Below are 16,095 nucleotides of genomic sequence, written 5' to 3' on the forward strand. Positions count from 1 at the left end.
TTAAGGCAACTTGCTGATGGCGACATGCTGCAGCAGGTCGGCAACCGAAGTTTGCATCGTGTCGGTGAACGGGGCTGGGTACAGACCCATCACGAGCACGGCGATGGCCAGCACAGCAAGCATGAAGAATTCACGTTTGTTGATATCGGTCAATTCGGCCACATGCTTGTTCTTGATCTTGCCGAACACCACGCGCTTGGCCATCCACAGCGAGTACGCCGCGCCCCAGATCAGTGCCGTTGCAGCCAGCAGACCAATCCAGAAGTTGTATTGCACCGCGCCCAGGATCACCATGAACTCGCCGACGAAGCCGGACGTGGCGGGCAAACCGCAGTTGGCCATCGAGAACAGCAAGAACAGGGCAGCAAATTTCGGCATGCGGTTCACGACGCCGCCGTAGTCGGCGATGTTGCGGGTATGCATGCGGTCATACAGCACGCCGATGCACAGGAACATCGCAGCGGAGATGAAGCCGTGCGAGACCATCTGCACGATACCGCCCTGCACCGAAATGTCGTTGAACATGAAGAAGCCGAGGGTCACAAAACCCATGTGCGCAATCGACGAATAGGCGACCAGTTTTTTCATGTCGGTTTGCACCAGGGCAACCAGACCGATGTAGATGACGGCGATCAGCGACAGGGCGATCATGAAGCCCGACAGGTAGTGGCTGGCGTCCGGCGTGATCGGCAGCGAAAAACGCAGGAAACCATACGCGCCCAGTTTCAGCATGATGGCGGCCAGCACGGCGGAACCACCGGTAGGCGCTTCCACGTGAACGTCCGGCAACCACGTGTGGACAGGGAACATCGGCACTTTCACGGCAAACGCCATCAGGAAGGCCAGGAAGATGAAGATCTGTTCGTTCATCGTCAGCTTGAACGCATGCCAGGCCAGGATGTCGAAGCTACCCGTCACATTGCGCAGGTAGATGATGGCAACCAGGGTCAGCAGCGAACCGAAGAAGGTGTACAGGAAGAACTTGAACGAGGCGTACACGCGGTTCGAGCCGCCCCAGATACCGATGATGATGAACATCGGGATCAGGGTTGCTTCAAAGAAGAAGTAGAACAGCAAGCCGTCCAGCGCGCAGAACACGCCGATCATCAGGCCCGACAAGATCAGGAAGGCACCCATGTACTGGGCGATGCGCTTCTCGATCACTTGCCAGGCGGAAATGACGACGATGACCGTGATGAAGGCCGTCAGTGGAATGAACCACAGCGACAGGCCATCGATACCCAGCGAGTACCAGATATTGAAAGTTTCAACCCACGGTGCTTTTTCGACGAATTGCATGCCGTGAGCGGCGTTGTCGAAATGCTGGATCAGCGGCAAGGTGCACAGCATGCTGAGCACGGCGCCAGCCAGCGACAGCCAGCGGGTAAAACCCGCTTTGCTGTCACGGCCGAGAGCCAGGACCAGGACGCCGCAAATGATCGGCACCCAGATCGACAGACTCAGGTAAGGAGGTAGTGTAGAAATCGTAGACTGCATCATGGTTCTCAGTATTCTTTTATCAGGTCAGCTTACTTAGCGGGCCAGAATGGCAGGAAATAGATCAGGAAGCCCAGCACGCCCAGGATCATCACGAATGCATAGTGATAGATGTAGCCGGTCTGCAAGCCTCGCGACAGCGAGGACAGCCAGGCGACGACCTTGGCGCTACCGTTGACCAGCAGGCCATCGATGAGCTTCTTGTCACCGAAGTTCCACAGGCCATTACCCAGCAAACGGGCACCGCCGGCGAACACGACTTCATTGAACTTGTCCAGGTAGTACTTGTTGTCCAGCAAGGTGTGGATCGCATGGAACTTGGCAAAGAACCAGGCCGGCACACGCGGGTTGACCATGTAGCAGTAGTAGGCTGCCACCACGCCGGACAATGCCAGCCAGAACGGGGCCGTCGACAGGCCATGGATCGCCATCGCCATTGCGCCGTGGAATTCATGCGACAACTCTTCCATTGCTGGATGGTTTTCGCCGACGAAGATCACGCCCTTGAAGAAATCGCCATGCAGCATCGGGCCTATCGTCAGGTAGCCGATCAGCAGCGACGGGATCGCCAGCATCACCAGCGGGAACCACACGACGAATGGGGATTCATGCGGCTTCTGGCCAGGTTCCAGACCGTGGTGCGCGTGGTCGTCTTCCTCTTCTTCATCGTGCGCGTCCGAATCATGCTTGGCCGCTGGCGCGTGATGGTCATCGTGGCCGTGCGCATGCGCCTGACCGAAACGTTCCTTGCCATGGAAGACGAGGAAATACATGCGGAACGAGTAGAAGGCGGTGACGAACACGCCAGCCAGTACGGCGAACTGGGCAAAGCCAGCGCCCCAGATATGCGTCGCTTCGACGGCTTCGATGATGCTGTCTTTCGAGTAGAAACCGGAGAACAGCGGCGTGCCGATCAGGGCCAGCGAACCGACCAGTGAGGTGATCCAGGTGATCGGCATGTACTTGCGCAGGCCACCCATGTTGCGGATGTCCTGGTCATGGTGCATGCCGATGATGACGGAACCGGCGCCCAGGAACAGCAGTGCCTTGAAGAAGGCGTGCGTCATCAGGTGGAACACGGCCACGGAGTACGCGGACGAGCCCAGCGCGACGGTCATGTAGCCCAGTTGCGACAGCGTCGAGTAAGCGACGACGCGTTTGATGTCGTTCTGGATCATGCCCAAAAAGCCCATGAACAGCGCCGTGATGGAACCGATCACCAGGATGAAGGACAGTGCCGTGTCGGACAATTCGAACAGCGGCGACATGCGCGACACCATGAAGATACCGGCCGTCACCATCGTCGCGGCGTGTATCAGTGCCGAGATCGGGGTAGGACCTTCCATCGAATCAGGCAGCCATACGTGCAGCGGGAACTGCGCCGATTTGCCCATCGCGCCGATGAACAGGCAGATGCAGGCAACGGTCAGCAGGGCCCAATCGGTGCCTGGCAGGGTCAGGGTGGACAAGGCTTCCTTCTTGGCGAAGATTTCCTGGTAGTCCAGCGACTGACCATAGGCCAGCAGCAGGCCGATGCCCAGGATGAAGCCGAAGTCGCCCACGCGGTTGACCAGGAAAGCCTTCATGTTGGCCACGATGGCCGTCGGACGCTGGTACCAGAAACCGATCAGCAGGTAAGAGACCAGGCCCACGGCTTCCCAACCGAAGAACAGTTGCAGGAAGTTGTTGGCCATGACCAGCATCAGCATCGAGAACGTGAACAGCGAGATGTAGGCGAAGAAGCGGTTGTAGCCTTCGTCATCCTTCATGTAGCCGATCGTGTAGATGTGCACCATCAGGGAGACGAAGGTGACCACGCACATCATCATCGCCGACAGCGAATCGATCTGGAAGCCCACTTCCATCTTCAGGCTGCCGATCGTCATCCAGTTATAGATCGTGCCATTGAATGTCGCGCCATCCATCACTGCCAGCAATGTCTGCATGGACAGGATGAACGCTATCAGTACGCCCAGGATCGTCGCGGTATGCGACGTCTTGCGTCCGACCAAATTACCCAGGAACTGGGTGCCAAGCAAGCCTGCAATCGCGGCACCGGCCAGCGGCGCCAGCGGTACGGCAAGAAGGAGGTTAGGGTTGAGGAGTTGCCCCGCCATGATGAACCTTAATCGTTATTATTCGAGAGATCGAGTCTGAAAAACATCAGCCTTTGAGGCTGTCCAGGTCTTCGACGTTGATGGTATCCAGATTGCGGAACATCACCACCAGAATAGCCAGACCGATAGCCGACTCAGCGGCGGCAACCGTCAGGATGAAGAAAACGAAGATCTGACCGGCCGCGTCGCCCATGAAATGGGAGAACGCGATGAAATTCATATTCACCGCCAGCAGCATCAATTCGATTGCCATCAGCAATACGATGATGTTCTTGCGGTTCAGGAAAATACCGACGATCGAGATTGCGAACAGGATCGCGCCCAGGACCAGAAAATGTGTGAGCGATAATGTCATGGTGCCTCCTTAACTTCCGGCTCAGCCGCAGGACGCTCGACAACCGCGTCCATCTTGATGATCTTCAGGCGGTCGTTGCGTTTGACGCGTACCGCATCGCCCGGAGCAAAATGCTTGGTGTCCTTGCGTTTGCGCAAAGTCAGTGCAACTGCGGCAACGATGGCCACCAGCAGCACGACGGCAGCGATCTCGAAGGCGAACACATATTTCGTGTAGATCAGCAGGCCCAGTTCCTTGGTGCCGCCCAGGTTGACGTTCACCGGAGCAATGCTAGGCGCAAAGTTGCGGAAACCGTGCCACAGCACAGCGGCCATTTCCAGCACGATGATCACGCCCACCGTCACCGATAAAGGCAGGTAGCCCCAGAAGCCTACACGCATGCGGTCGATATTGATATCGAGCATCATGACCACGAAAAGGAACAGCACCATCACGGCGCCGACATACACCAATACCAGCACGATGGCCAGGAATTCAGCTTGCAGCAGCATCCAGATGCCTGCGGCGGAAAAGAAGGACAGCACCAGGAACAGTACTGCGTGGACCGGATTACGGGCCGTGATGACGCGCGTCGCTGCCAGAATCAAGATCAGCGCGAAGGCGTAAAACAAAATTGTTTTAAAGTCCATAAAAAACCCAATAGACGTACAGATGAACGAGGGGCGCGCCGCAGCCATGGGCTGCGGCGCATCCATCAGCGATAAGGTGCGTCGGCGGCGCGCGCAGCGGCGATGTCATTTTCATAACGATCACCTACGGCCAGCAACATCTCTTTCGTGTAATACAAATCCCCGCGTTTCTCGCCGTGGTATTCCAGGATTTGCGTCTCGACGATCGAATCGACCGGGCAGGACTCTTCGCAGAAACCGCAGAAGATGCACTTGGTCAAGTCAATATCGTAACGCGTGGTGCGGCGCGAGCCGTCGTCACGCTGTTCCGATTCGATCGTGATGGCCATCGCCGGGCAAACCGCTTCGCACAGTTTGCAGGCGATGCAACGTTCCTCGCCGTTCGGGTAGCGGCGCAGCGCGTGCAAGCCACGGAAACGCGGCGAGATCGGTGTCTTCTCTTCCGGGAATTGCACCGTGATCTTGCGCGAAAACATGTACTTGCCTGTCAACGCCATGCCCTTGATCAGCTCGCCTAACAAGAGGCTGCTGAAGAAATCTTTTACCTTATCCATTCGTATGCACTCTCTTACTTCCAAATATTCCAGGATGTCTGCATCCAGGCAGCGACGAAGACCAGGTAGACCAGCGTCAACGGGATAAACACTTTCCAGCCGAGGCGCATGATCTGGTCATAACGGTAACGTGGGAAAGTACCGCGTACCCAGATGAACACCGAGACGATGAAGAAGGTTTTTGCGAACAGCCAGAAGAAGCCGCCGAAACCACCCCAGAACTCAAGGAAAGCAAACGGTGCGGACCAGCCACCGAGGAACATGATCGAAGCCAGCGCGCCGATCAGTATCATGTTGGCGTATTCGGCCAGCATGAACATGGCGTAGGCCATGCCCGAGTACTCGACCATGTGGCCGGCGACGATTTCCGACTCGCCTTCGACGACGTCGAACGGGTGACGGTTGGCTTCAGCCAGGCCCGACACCAGGTAGATGACGAACATCGGCAGCAGCGGCAGCCAGTTCCACGACATGAAGTTCACGCCCTTGTCGGCGAAGTAGCCGATTTGCTGGCCGCCAACGATGTCGATGAAGTTCAGGCTGCCCGAGACCATCAGCACGATGACCATCACGAAGCCCATCGGGATTTCATACGAAATCATCTGTGCCGACGCGCGCATGGCGCCCATGAACGAATACTTCGAGTTCGAGGCCCAGCCGGCGATGATGATGCCGTAGACTTCCATCGAGGTAATCGCCAGCAGCAGCAGCAAGCCCGCGTTGACGTTGGCCAGCACGGCTTGCGGACCGAACGGCACGACCGACCAGGCGGCCAGGGCCGGCATGATGGTCATAATCGGGCCGATCACGAACAGGCCCTTGGCGGCCTTGGCCGGGATGATGATCTCTTTGAACAAGAGTTTCAATGCATCGGCGATCGGCTGCAGCAAGCCCAAGGGGCCGACGCGGTTCGGGCCGACGCGGATCTGGATCCAGCCGATCAGCTTGCGCTCCCACAAGGTGGCGTAAGCAACCAGGCCCATAAGCGGCAACAGCACGCACAGGATCTTGATCAGGGTCCAGAAGAACGGCCAGGAGCCGCCCAGCAAATCCTGACCGCTGCTGTTGATGACGTTTACAAATTCAGGCAGAGCCATCAGATTTTCCCCTCTGCTGTTTCAACTGTGATGTCACCGAACATGCCGCCCAGGCTAGCCGTCGAGGCATGCGCCGCCGACACTTTGACCACATTGGCTGGCAAGCCGGCATGAATTGCCGCCACCAGGATGGCGCTGCCGGAGCCTTGCGCCACTTTGACCTTGTCGCCCGCCTTGATGCCCAGCTTGTCAGCCAGCGCCAGGGACAGGTGCGCTTGCGGCGCGGCGCCATCGACCGTGCGTTGCAAAGGTTCGGAGCGGCGCACCAGCGCGTCGGCGAAGTAGATCGGCACGTCGGCGATGCGTTGCAGCGCAGGCGAGGCCGGTGCGTAGCTTGCCGCTTCCGGTGCATTTTTCGCGATGTTGCTCAGCTGTGCCGACAGATCGGTCACGCCAGCGCCAAACGCTTCGTCGCGGATCGCTTCCGAGGTGTCGTAGTCGAAACCGGCCAGGCCCAGGATGTTGCCCAGGACACGCAGCACTTTCCAGGCTGGGCGGGTTTCCGCCAGCGGTTTCACGGTGCCGTTGAAACTTTGCACGCGGCCTTCGCAATTGACGAAGGTACCCGAGGTTTCAGCAAACGGAGCGATCGGCAGCAAGACATCGGCGTAATCCATGCCGTGTTTGAAGGCCGACATCGCCACGACCATCTCGGCGCCATCCAGGGCGGCGCGGGCCGCTTGTGGATTAGCGGCATCGAATTCCGGCTCGGCATGCAGCAGCACGTAAGCTTTTTTCGGCACAGCAAAGGCAGCTTGCACATTGGCGCGCGGCTTGGCGACCAGGTGCGCGCCTACCGTGTTGGCCGCTTCCGTCAGGTAACCGAGCTTGGCGCCCGTCTGTTCGGCGATCCATTGCGCGGCAGCATGCAGTTGCGATGCTTGCGGGTGTTGCGTTGCCGCATTACCCAGCAGCACGGCACCATGGTCGCCGGCCATCAGGCTGGCGGCGATGGCGACAGCCACGTCCGAAGCAACAATCGCTTCAAAACCGTTTGGCGCGGCGATTTCTTTCGCTTTGGCAACAGCAACGAGCACTTCCGACAAGGCCGCCAGCCAATCACTCGGCGCAACGATCATCTTGTTGGCGATGCTGATCAATTGATCATCGTCGGAGGCGTGCAGGATAGACAGCTTGGCGCCGCCCTTGACGGACGCGCGCAAACGCGTGGCCAGCAATGGATGATCCTTGCGCAGGAACGAGCCGATGACGAAGGCGCGCTTGATCTGGCCAAATTCGTTGATCGGCATGCCCAGCCATGGTTTCACACTTGCGTCGAGCGCGAAGTCGGTCTGGCGCAGGCGGAAGTCGACGTTCTCGGAACCGAGACCGTGGGCCACTTTTTGCAGCAGTACCAGCTCTTCGACGGTCGAATGCGGCGTTGCCAGCGCGGCGATGGCATCAGCGCCATGCTCGTGCTTGATATTTTTCAAACCGTGCGCCACGTATTCCAGCGCCGTCTGCCAATCGACTTCTTTCCACTCGTTGCCTTGTTTCAGCATCGGGGAAGTCAGGCGTTCGGCGCTGTCCAGCGCTTCGTACGAGAAACGGTCCTTGTCCGAGATCCAGCACTCGTTGACGGCTTCATTTTCCAGCGGCAATACGCGTTTGACCTTGCCAGCTTTCACTTGCACGATCAGGTTCGCGCCCAGGCCGTCATGCGGGCTGACCGATTTGCGGCGCGACAGTTCCCACGTACGGGCGCTGTAGCGGAACGGCTTCGAGGTCAGTGCGCCGACCGGGCACAGGTCGATCATGTTGCCCGACAGTTCGGAGTCGACCGTCTGGCCCACAAACGAGACGATTTCCGAGTGTTCGCCGCGGCCTATCATGCCCAGCTCCATCACGCCGGCCACTTCCTGGCCAAAGCGCACGCAGCGGGTGCACTGGATGCAGCGCGACATTTCCTGCATGGAAACCAGCGGACCGGCTTCCTTCGGCTGCACGACGCGCTTGTCTTCCTTGTAGCGCGATTCGCTCTTGCCGTAGCCCACAGCCAAGTCTTGCAACTGGCATTCGCCGCCCTGATCGCAGATCGGGCAATCGAGCGGGTGGTTAATCAGCAAGAATTCCATCACCGACTTTTGCGCCTGCACAGCCTTATCGCTGGCGGAGCGCACGATCATGCCGGCACTGACCGGGGTCGCACAAGCGGGCAAAGGCTTGGGCGCCTTTTCCACTTCGACCAGGCACATGCGGCAGTTCGCTGCGATCGACAATTTCTTGTGATAGCAGAAGTGCGGAATGTAGGTTCCCAATTTGTTGGCGGCGTCCATCACCATGCTACCAGCAGGGACTTCGACTTTTTTGCCGTCTATTTCGATTTCAACCATGGTGATCGTTACCTGACGCAGCTTAGATATATGCGGGCACTAAGCAATGCTTGTGCTCGATATGATATTCAAATTCTTCACGGAAATTCTTAATGAAGGCCCGTACCGGCATGGCAGCCGCATCGCCCAGCGCGCAAATAGTGCGGCCCTGGATGTTGTCGGCGATCGAGTTGAGCATGTCCAGGTCGTCTGGACGACCCTGCCCCTGCTCGATGCGGTGCACCATGCGGTACATCCAGCCTGTGCCTTCACGGCAAGGCGTACACTGGCCGCACGATTCTTCAAAATAGAAGTAGGACAGGCGCTCCAGCGCCTTCACCATGCAGCGTGTTTCGTCCATCACGATGATGGCGCCCGAACCCAACATCGAACCGGCTTTCGCGATCGAGTCATAGTCCAGGTCGGTCTGCATCATGATGTCGCCGCGGATCACCGGCGCGGACGAGCCGCCAGGGATCACGGCCTTGATCTTTTTGCCACCGCGCATGCCACCTGCCAGTTCCAGCAGTGTGGCGAACGGCGTGCCGAGCGGCACTTCGTAGTTGCCCGGCAATTCCACGTCGCCCGAGATCGAGAAGATCTTCGAACCGCCATTGTTCGGCTTGCCCATCGCCAGGTATTTCTCTGGACCAATGTTCAGCACGAAGGGCACGGCCGCGAAGGTTTCCGTGTTGTTGATCGTCGTCGGCTTGCCGTACAGGCCAAACGAGGCAGGGAAAGGCGGCTTGAAGCGCGGCTGGCCTTTCTTGCCTTCCAGGGACTCCAGCAGGGCCGTTTCTTCGCCGCAGATGTAGGCGCCATAACCATGGTGCGCATGCAACTGGAACGAGAACTCGCTGCCCATGATCTTGTCGCCCAGGAAACCGGCGGCACGCGCCTCTTCCAGCGCTTCTTCGAAACGGGCGTACTCGGCCCAGATTTCGCCGTGGATATAGTTGTAGCCGACGGTGATGCCCATCGCATAAGCGCCAATGGCCATGCCTTCGATCAGGGCATGGGGATTGTAACGAATGATGTCGCGGTCCTTGAAGGTGCCCGGTTCGCCTTCATCTGTATTGCAGACGAGGTATTTTTGACCCGGGAACTGGCGCGGCATGAAGCTCCACTTCAAGCCGGTAGGAAAACCCGCGCCGCCACGGCCGCGCAAGGACGACGCCTTGAGGTCGGCGATGATCTGCTCCGGCGTGATTTTCTCTTCCAGGATACGCCGCAGGGCGCTATAGCCGCCGCGGTTCACATAATCTTGCAAATGCCAGTTCTTGCCATCCAGATCCTTCAGGATCAATGGATCGATATGGCGGTTGTGGAGTGACGTCATTTCTTGAGTTCCTCCAGCATGGCGTCGATTTTCTCGTTCGACATCCAGCTGCACATGGTTTTATTACTGACCAGCAAGACAGGCGCATCGCCGCAAGCACCCATGCACTCGCCTTCAACCAGGGTGAACTGGCCATCGGCGGTGGTTTCGCGGAAATCAATACCCAGTTTCTGCTTCAGGTAGTCTGCAGCGCGCACACCGCCCGACAGGGCGCATGGCAGGTTGGTGCACACGGTGATCTTGTGCTTGCCCACGGGCTTGACGTTGTACATATTGTAGAACGTGGCCACTTCCTGCACGGCAATCGCCGGCATGCCGATGTAATCGGCCAGTTCCTTCATGGTTTCCGGCGCCAGCCAGCCCAGCTCATCCTGGGCATGGGCCAGCGCGGCCATCACGGCCGACTGACGCTGGTCGGCCGGGTACTTGGCCAGCTCGCGGTCAATTTTCTTATAGCATTGCTCTGATAACAACATACTTTTTGCCTCTTAGCGGTCAATACTGCCGAACACGATATCTTGCGTCCCGATGATGGTCACGGCGTCGGCAAGCATGTGCCCACGCGCCATCTCATCGAGCGACTGCAAGTGGGCGTAGTCTGGCGCGCGCAGTTTCATGCGGTACGGCTTGTTGGCGCCATCGGACACCAGGTACACGCCGAACTCGCCCTTCGGATGTTCCACGGCGCTGTAGGCCTCGCCTGGCGGCACGTGGAAACCTTCGGTGAACAGCTTGAAGTGGTGAATCAGGGACTCCATGTTGGTCTTCATGTCGACGCGGCCCGGAGGCGCCACCTTGCGGTTGCTGGTCATGACAGGACCTTCATTGTTGCGCAGCCACTCCACGCATTGCTTGATGATGCGGTTCGACTGGCGCAACTCTTCCACGCGGACCAGGTAGCGGTCGTAGCAATCGCCGTTGGTGCCGATAGGAATGTCGAAATCCATCAGGTCGTACACTTCGTACGGCTGTTTCTTGCGCAAGTCCCACTGCACGCCCGAGCCGCGCAGCATGGCGCCCGTAAAGCCCATGGCCAGCGCATCTTCCGGCGAGACCACGCCGATGCCGACTGTCCGTTGCTTCCAGATACGGTTATCGGTCAGCAGGGTTTCGTACTCGTCCACGGAATTGGGGAAACGGCGCGCGAAGTCTTCGATGAAGTCCAGCAGCGAACCCTGGCGGTTTTCATTTAGCCTGGAAATCGCCTTGGCGTTGCGGATGATCGAGGCCTTGTGCTGCGGCATCGCATCCGGCAAGTCGCGGTATACGCCACCCGGACGGTAGTAGGCCGCGTGCATGCGCGCGCCCGAGACTGCCTCGTAGGCGTCGAACAAGTCTTCGCGGTCGCGGAAGCAATACAGGAAGGGGCCCATGGCGCCAACGTCCAGCGCGTGGGTACCCAGCCACATCAGGTGATTCAGGATGCGCGTCATCTCGTCGAACATGACGCGGATGTATTGCGCGCGCAGCGGCACTTCCAGGCCCAGCATCTTTTCGATGGCCATCACGTACGCATGTTCATTGCACATCATCGACACATAGTCGAGACGGTCCATGTACGGCACGGATTGCAGATAGGTCTTTTGCTCGGCCAGCTTCTCGGTGGCGCGGTGCAGCAGGCCGATGTGCGGATCGGCGCGCTGGATGACTTCGCCATCCATCTCCAGCACCAGGCGCAGCACACCGTGCGCGGCCGGATGCTGTGGCCCAAAGTTCAGGGTGTAGTTCTTAATCTCAGCCATTATTTCATCCCGTAATGTTCTTCGCGGATCACGCGCGGCACGTTTTCCCGCGGCTCGATCGTCACGGGCTGGTAAATCACGCGCTTTTGTTCCGGATCGTAACGCATCTCGACATAGCCGGAGACGGGGAAATCCTTGCGGAACGGATGGCCGATGAAACCGTAGTCGGTCAGCAGGCGGCGCAAGTCGTTGTGACCTTCGAAGAGAATGCCCAGCAGGTCGAACGCTTCGCGCTCATACCAGTTGACGGCACGCCAGATATTCACCACGGAGGGCAGCAGCGGCATGTCGTCGTCGGGCGCGAACACGCGCACGCGCACGCGCCAGTTGTGCTTGACCGACAGCAAATGCGAGACGGCCGCGAAACGCAAGCCATCCCAGCTACCGTCGCCATAGGTCGAGTAGTCGACGCCGCACAGGTCGAGCATTTGCTCGAAATGCAGGCTCGGATCATCGCGCAAGGTCTGCATCACGGCCAGGTAGTCCTCGGCCTTGACGACCAGGGTGACTTCGCCCAACGCAACCGTCGTGCTAACGCGATCGCCCAGGGCAGTGCCGAGGGCGTTTTGCAATACTTCTAAATGTGTAGTCATAATCTGAAGCGGCCCGGTTAGCGTGCGATCGTGCTGGTACGCTTGATCTTGTTCTGCAACTGCATGATGCCGTACAGCAAGGCTTCAGCGGTCGGAGGACAGCCAGGCACATACACGTCGACGGGCACGATGCGGTCGCAACCGCGCACCACAGAATAGGAGTAATGGTAGTACCCGCCGCCATTGGCGCAGGAACCCATCGAGATAACCCAGCGTGGCTCTGCCATCTGGTCGTAGACCTTGCGCAAGGCCGGCGCCATCTTGTTGCACAGGGTACCGGCAACGATCATGACGTCGGACTGACGCGGCGACGGACGAAACACGACGCCAAAACGGTCCATATCGTAGCGGGCTGCGCCCACATGCATCATTTCGACCGCACAGCAGGCCAGACCGAACGTCATCGGGAACATAGACCCGGTGCGCGCCCAGTTGATCAGCTTGTCGGCCGAGGTAGTGATGAAACCTTCGCTTAATACGCCTTCAATAGCCATGGCTTATTCCCAGTCAAGGGCACCTTTCTTCCAAATGTACCAAAATCCGACCACGAATTCAGCGATGAACACCATCATCGTGACGAAACCGGCCCAGCCCAGGTCGCGCATTGCAACGCCCCATGGGAAAAAGAATGCCGTTTCCAGATCGAACAAAATAAACAGGATTGCGACCAGATAGTAGCGCACATCAAATTTCATGCGCGCGTCTTCGAATGCTTCAAAGCCACATTCGTACGGGGAGAGTTTTGCTGCGTCAGGCTTGTGAGGGCCTAACAGGCGCCCCAGGAGCTGGGGAGCGATACCGACACCAAGGCCGATAATAATAAACAGCAGGACGGGGAAGTAATTTTCGAGGTTCACGATTGATAAGCTTATATTGAACGATCGGTTAAATGAGGACGCTGCGATCATTTGCAGCGTATCTAACGCACGACCCCAATCAAAGCTAAGACCAGGATCGAACGACACATCCTCGTAAAAAAAGCCAGCAACTTTGTACGAGCCATGGCTCGTGCGCCGTTGCTGGCTTCTGATTTCTGGTGCCGACGACGAGACTCGAACTCGTACAGCTTGCGCCACTACCCCCTCAAGATAGCGTGTCTACCAATTTCACCACGTCGGCGGTAAGGCCCGTATTCTACTCTGCTTTGCCGCTAAAGTTAATGCACAAATGCATCAAAACACAGATAAAAACGATAAATTTTTACAGTTTACAGCGCGTCAGGATTTTTTTCTGCTGCACTGCTAAAACATTGAGCAATCATCTGCCCGTAATGAGAATTACTCTCGATGAGGTATCGGGATACGACAGAATTACTTTGGAATCGCGCCTGCCGGGGTGCTGGCAACCGGTGCCGCTGCTGCCGGAGCGCTGGCCGCCGGTGCTGCAGGCACCGTCGTCGGGATCGCGCCCGCGCCGGTGACTGGCACTGGCTTGACGACTTTATCCATCACGCCGCCGCCGACGGTGGTGGCGCGCTGATTGGCCATCACCGACAGGGCCAGGGTGGCGCCGAAGAAGATCGCGGCGGCAACGCCCGTCGATTTCGACATGAAGTTCGACGAACCCGTCGCACCGAACAGGCTGCCCGAGGCGCCCGAACCAAAGGCGGCGCCCATGTCGGCGCCCTTGCCGTGCTGCAGCAACACCAGCGCGATAATCGACAATGCCGAAATAACCTGTACTACCACTACCAGATTGAACATCATGTTCATTGCAATTCCATTCTTAGTTTAAATTAATTCAATCAGCGGCGTGAATAATTGCCAGGAAATCCGCCGCCTTCAATGCTGCCCCACCGATCAGACCGCCATCGATATCCGGCATCGCCATCAATTCTTTTGCGTTCTCCGGCTTCATGCTGCCGCCGTACAGGATCTGCACGCCGGCCGCCGCTACCGCATTCTTTGCTGCCAGCTGGCCGCGCAATACCTGATGCACGTCCTGCGCCATTTGCGGCGTGGCCGTCTTGCCCGTGCCGATGGCCCAGACTGGCTCGTAGGCCAGCACCAGTTTCGCCACGTCGTCGGTGGAAATTGCCGCCAGCACGGCGCCCAGTTGCTGCGCCACCACGGCGTCGGTCTGACCCGCTTCGCGCTGCGCCAAGGTTTCGCCGATGCAAACGATAGGCGTGATGCCTGCCGCCAGCGCGGCAACCGTCTTGGCCGCCACCTGCGCATCGCTCTCGCCGTGGTAGGCGCGGCGCTCGGAATGCCCGATCACCACATGGCTGCAGCCAAAATCCTGCAGCATGGCGGTCGAGATTTCTCCCGTGTAAGCGCCACTGGCGTGCGCGGACACATCCTGCGCGCCCCAACCGAGAGCCGTGCCTGCCAATTGCGCCTGGCACTGCGCCAGATACGGCGCAGGCACACAGACGGCGCTGGCGGCGCCAGAGGCAGTCAGGCCAGCCACCATTTCAGACAATAACACCGCGTTCGAGGTGCGACTGCCGTTCATTTTCCAATTTCCGACGACGAGTTTGCGACGCATAGTAGCCTAAATTCTAATAACCCGTCATTCTAACTCCGGCACCGATGCCGGTCAAACAGGCAGTGCCCGTTTCAAACAACTTGCAACATGATCTTGCCCACATGCGTGCTCGCTTCCATCAAGGCATGCGCCTCGCTGGCTTTTTCCAGCGGGAACGTTTGATAGATCACAGGCTTGATCTTGCCCGCCTCGATCAAGGGCCAGACGGTCGTGCGCAGGTGGTGCGCAATGGCGGCCTTGAAAGCGACGGGGCGCGGACGCAGGGTGGAGCCGCTGACGCTCAGGCGGCGGCGCAGCAGCTGCCCCAGGTCCAGGGTGGCCTTGCTGCCGCCCTGCACGGCGATCAGGCCGATGCGGCCATCGTCGGCCAGGCAATCGATTTCGCGCGGCACGTAATCGCCGCCCACCATGTCGAGGATGACGTCGACACCCTTGTCAGCGGTCAATTCCTTGACGACAGCCACGAAATCTTCCGTGCGGTAATTGATGCCCCGTTCGGCGCCCAATGCTTCGCAGGCGCGCGCCTTCTCGTCGCTGCCCGCCGTGGCGAACACGCGATGGCCCAGCGCGGCCGCCAGTTGAATGGCCGCCACGCCGATGCCGGACGTGCCGCCCTGCACCAGCAAGGTTTCGCCATCGGCCAGCGCGCAGCGGTCAAAGACATTGCTCCAGACGGTAAAGAAGTTTTCCGGCAGGGAGGCGCCTTCCAGCGCCGTCAAGCCTTGCGGCAAGGGCAGGCATTGGCCGGCGGGCGCTGCGCAGTATTCGGCATAGCCGCCGCCCTTCACCAGCGCGCAGACCAGGTCGCCTTTTTTGAACTCAGTATTGCCAAAGTCACCATCGACGACTTCGCCCGCCACTTCCAGGCCGGGCAAGTCGGACGCGCCGGCCGGCGGCGCATACTTGCCCAGACGCTGCAGCACGTCAGGGCGGTTGATGCCGGCCGCGTGCACCTTGATCAGCAGTTCGCCCGCCTTATATTGCGGCATGGGACGTTCGGCGATCTGCAAAACGTCGGCGGGACCTGGCTGGCTGATGGCAACTGCACGCATGGCGGGACTCGTTCAAGGGAAAACGGCGATTGTACGCCAAGCCGCCGCCCCTTGCTGAAGGCCTCCCGCTAAGCGCCGCCCGTCTTCGACTGGCGCGGCAAGGGCATGCCCGGCTTCCATTTCGCCGACAGGGCCTGACCCTCCTCGACCTGCTCATGCGTCATCTTGCGCACCACGGCGGCGCGCTGGTCTAAAGTGGATCCATTAGTCAAGACACTTTGCCGACTAATTTAAGCTGTGCCCGTTTCCACTGCTTCAGCTGCGCGGCGCTGACCCGTATTGCTCTTTCCCTGTGACTTCTTCTCGTCGTCACCAAAC

Annotated in this window: 17 protein-coding genes and 1 tRNA gene; all 18 read right to left on the reverse strand. The window is 58.8% G+C overall.

Features of this window, described 5'->3' with window-relative positions:
- The 18 genes from CSZ94_RS12920 to CSZ94_RS13005 all read right to left on the reverse strand — a co-directional run bounded on the left by CSZ94_RS12920 (window position 1) and on the right by CSZ94_RS13005 (window position 15,989).
- Window positions 1–1,500, reverse strand: coding sequence for an NADH-quinone oxidoreductase subunit M (locus CSZ94_RS12920; protein ID WP_102121874.1), 1,500 nt, complete (start codon window positions 1,498–1,500; stop codon window positions 1–3).
- A 29-nt stretch (window positions 1,501–1,529) separates the two neighbouring features.
- The gene (gene nuoL, locus CSZ94_RS12925) at window positions 1,530–3,614 is read right to left on the reverse strand and encodes an NADH-quinone oxidoreductase subunit L (RefSeq protein ID WP_102121875.1); all 2,085 of its coding nucleotides are present in this window, start codon (window positions 3,612–3,614) and stop codon (window positions 1,530–1,532) included.
- Window positions 3,615–3,660: 46 nt separating this feature from the next.
- Window positions 3,661–3,969 carry an NADH-quinone oxidoreductase subunit NuoK gene (nuoK, locus tag CSZ94_RS12930; RefSeq protein WP_010399724.1) on the reverse strand — a complete coding sequence of 103 codons (309 nt, stop codon included), beginning with the start codon at window positions 3,967–3,969 and terminating at the stop codon, window positions 3,661–3,663.
- On the reverse strand, window positions 3,966–4,598 hold the full coding sequence (locus CSZ94_RS12935) for an NADH-quinone oxidoreductase subunit J (protein WP_102121887.1): 633 nt from the start codon (window positions 4,596–4,598) through the stop codon (window positions 3,966–3,968). The genes nuoK and CSZ94_RS12935 overlap by 4 nt, the downstream gene beginning before the upstream one ends.
- Before the next feature lie 65 nt (window positions 4,599–4,663).
- A complete protein-coding gene (gene nuoI, locus CSZ94_RS12940) occupies window positions 4,664–5,152 on the reverse strand; it encodes an NADH-quinone oxidoreductase subunit NuoI (RefSeq protein WP_010399726.1) in 489 nt (162 codons plus the stop codon).
- Window positions 5,153–5,166: 14 nt separating this feature from the next.
- Complete coding sequence (nuoH, locus tag CSZ94_RS12945; protein WP_102121876.1) at window positions 5,167–6,249, reverse strand: NADH-quinone oxidoreductase subunit NuoH; 1,083 nt, start codon at window positions 6,247–6,249, stop codon at window positions 5,167–5,169.
- Entirely contained in the window at window positions 6,249–8,582 is a 2,334-nt protein-coding gene (gene nuoG, locus CSZ94_RS12950) for an NADH-quinone oxidoreductase subunit NuoG (RefSeq protein ID WP_102121877.1), read from the reverse strand. The genes nuoH and nuoG overlap by 1 nt, the downstream gene beginning before the upstream one ends.
- Before the next feature lie 22 nt (window positions 8,583–8,604).
- On the reverse strand, window positions 8,605–9,900 hold the full coding sequence (gene nuoF, locus CSZ94_RS12955; protein WP_096236670.1) for an NADH-quinone oxidoreductase subunit NuoF: 1,296 nt from the start codon (window positions 9,898–9,900) through the stop codon (window positions 8,605–8,607).
- Window positions 9,897–10,376, reverse strand: a complete 480-nt coding sequence (gene nuoE, locus CSZ94_RS12960; RefSeq protein WP_034749989.1) for an NADH-quinone oxidoreductase subunit NuoE — start codon at window positions 10,374–10,376, stop codon at window positions 9,897–9,899. The genes nuoF and nuoE overlap by 4 nt, the downstream gene beginning before the upstream one ends.
- A gap of 12 nt (window positions 10,377–10,388) precedes the next feature.
- A complete protein-coding gene (locus CSZ94_RS12965; protein WP_102121878.1) occupies window positions 10,389–11,642 on the reverse strand; it encodes an NADH-quinone oxidoreductase subunit D in 1,254 nt (417 codons plus the stop codon).
- A complete protein-coding gene (locus CSZ94_RS12970; protein ID WP_102121879.1) occupies window positions 11,642–12,235 on the reverse strand; it encodes an NADH-quinone oxidoreductase subunit C in 594 nt (197 codons plus the stop codon). The genes CSZ94_RS12965 and CSZ94_RS12970 overlap by 1 nt, the downstream gene beginning before the upstream one ends.
- Window positions 12,236–12,252: 17 nt before the next feature.
- Entirely contained in the window at window positions 12,253–12,729 is a 477-nt protein-coding gene (locus CSZ94_RS12975; protein ID WP_010399733.1) for a NuoB/complex I 20 kDa subunit family protein, read from the reverse strand.
- 3 nt (window positions 12,730–12,732) lie between these two features.
- A complete protein-coding gene (locus CSZ94_RS12980; RefSeq protein ID WP_071076971.1) occupies window positions 12,733–13,092 on the reverse strand; it encodes an NADH-quinone oxidoreductase subunit A in 360 nt (119 codons plus the stop codon).
- Window positions 13,093–13,269: 177 nt separating this feature from the next.
- Window positions 13,270–13,354, reverse strand: a tRNA-Leu gene (locus tag CSZ94_RS12985).
- 191 nt (window positions 13,355–13,545) lie between these two features.
- On the reverse strand, window positions 13,546–13,947 hold the full coding sequence (gene secG, locus CSZ94_RS12990) for a preprotein translocase subunit SecG (RefSeq protein WP_102121880.1): 402 nt from the start codon (window positions 13,945–13,947) through the stop codon (window positions 13,546–13,548).
- A 28-nt stretch (window positions 13,948–13,975) separates the two neighbouring features.
- A complete protein-coding gene (gene tpiA, locus CSZ94_RS12995) occupies window positions 13,976–14,725 on the reverse strand; it encodes a triose-phosphate isomerase (RefSeq protein ID WP_102121881.1) in 750 nt (249 codons plus the stop codon).
- A gap of 71 nt (window positions 14,726–14,796) precedes the next feature.
- On the reverse strand, window positions 14,797–15,777 hold the full coding sequence (locus tag CSZ94_RS13000) for an NAD(P)H-quinone oxidoreductase (protein ID WP_102121882.1): 981 nt from the start codon (window positions 15,775–15,777) through the stop codon (window positions 14,797–14,799).
- A 68-nt stretch (window positions 15,778–15,845) separates the two neighbouring features.
- Window positions 15,846–15,989 (reverse strand): hypothetical protein, encoded by a 144-nt coding sequence (locus CSZ94_RS13005; RefSeq protein ID WP_258000954.1) that lies wholly within the window; start codon window positions 15,987–15,989, stop codon window positions 15,846–15,848.
- Window positions 15,990–16,095: the final 106 nt, after the last annotated feature.

The sequence above is a fragment of the Janthinobacterium sp. ROICE36 genome (genome assembly GCF_002869965.1).
In the GTDB taxonomy this organism is placed as follows: Bacteria; Pseudomonadota; Gammaproteobacteria; order Burkholderiales; family Burkholderiaceae_D; genus Janthinobacterium.

What these genes read in the sequence shown, in the direction of transcription:
- CSZ94_RS12920 (WP_102121874.1), bottom strand. Translation starts at nt 1,500, where the DNA reads ATGATGCAGTCTACGATTTCTACACTACCTCCTTACCTGAGTCTGTCG.
- nuoL (WP_102121875.1), bottom strand. Translation starts at nt 3,614, where the DNA reads ATGGCGGGGCAACTCCTCAACCCTAACCTCCTTCTTGCCGTACCGCTG.
- nuoK (WP_010399724.1), bottom strand. Translation starts at nt 3,969, where the DNA reads ATGACATTATCGCTCACACATTTTCTGGTCCTGGGCGCGATCCTGTTC.
- CSZ94_RS12935 (WP_102121887.1), bottom strand. Translation starts at nt 4,598, where the DNA reads ATGGACTTTAAAACAATTTTGTTTTACGCCTTCGCGCTGATCTTGATT.
- nuoI (WP_010399726.1), bottom strand. Translation starts at nt 5,152, where the DNA reads ATGGATAAGGTAAAAGATTTCTTCAGCAGCCTCTTGTTAGGCGAGCTG.
- nuoH (WP_102121876.1), bottom strand. Translation starts at nt 6,249, where the DNA reads ATGGCTCTGCCTGAATTTGTAAACGTCATCAACAGCAGCGGTCAGGAT.
- nuoG (WP_102121877.1), bottom strand. Translation starts at nt 8,582, where the DNA reads ATGGTTGAAATCGAAATAGACGGCAAAAAAGTCGAAGTCCCTGCTGGT.
- nuoF (WP_096236670.1), bottom strand. Translation starts at nt 9,900, where the DNA reads ATGACGTCACTCCACAACCGCCATATCGATCCATTGATCCTGAAGGAT.
- nuoE (WP_034749989.1), bottom strand. Translation starts at nt 10,376, where the DNA reads ATGTTGTTATCAGAGCAATGCTATAAGAAAATTGACCGCGAGCTGGCC.
- CSZ94_RS12965 (WP_102121878.1), bottom strand. Translation starts at nt 11,642, where the DNA reads ATGGCTGAGATTAAGAACTACACCCTGAACTTTGGGCCACAGCATCCG.
- CSZ94_RS12970 (WP_102121879.1), bottom strand. Translation starts at nt 12,235, where the DNA reads ATGACTACACATTTAGAAGTATTGCAAAACGCCCTCGGCACTGCCCTG.
- CSZ94_RS12975 (WP_010399733.1), bottom strand. Translation starts at nt 12,729, where the DNA reads ATGGCTATTGAAGGCGTATTAAGCGAAGGTTTCATCACTACCTCGGCC.
- secG (WP_102121880.1), bottom strand. Translation starts at nt 13,947, where the DNA reads ATGAACATGATGTTCAATCTGGTAGTGGTAGTACAGGTTATTTCGGCA.
- tpiA (WP_102121881.1), bottom strand. Translation starts at nt 14,725, where the DNA reads ATGCGTCGCAAACTCGTCGTCGGAAATTGGAAAATGAACGGCAGTCGC.
- CSZ94_RS13000 (WP_102121882.1), bottom strand. Translation starts at nt 15,777, where the DNA reads ATGCGTGCAGTTGCCATCAGCCAGCCAGGTCCCGCCGACGTTTTGCAG.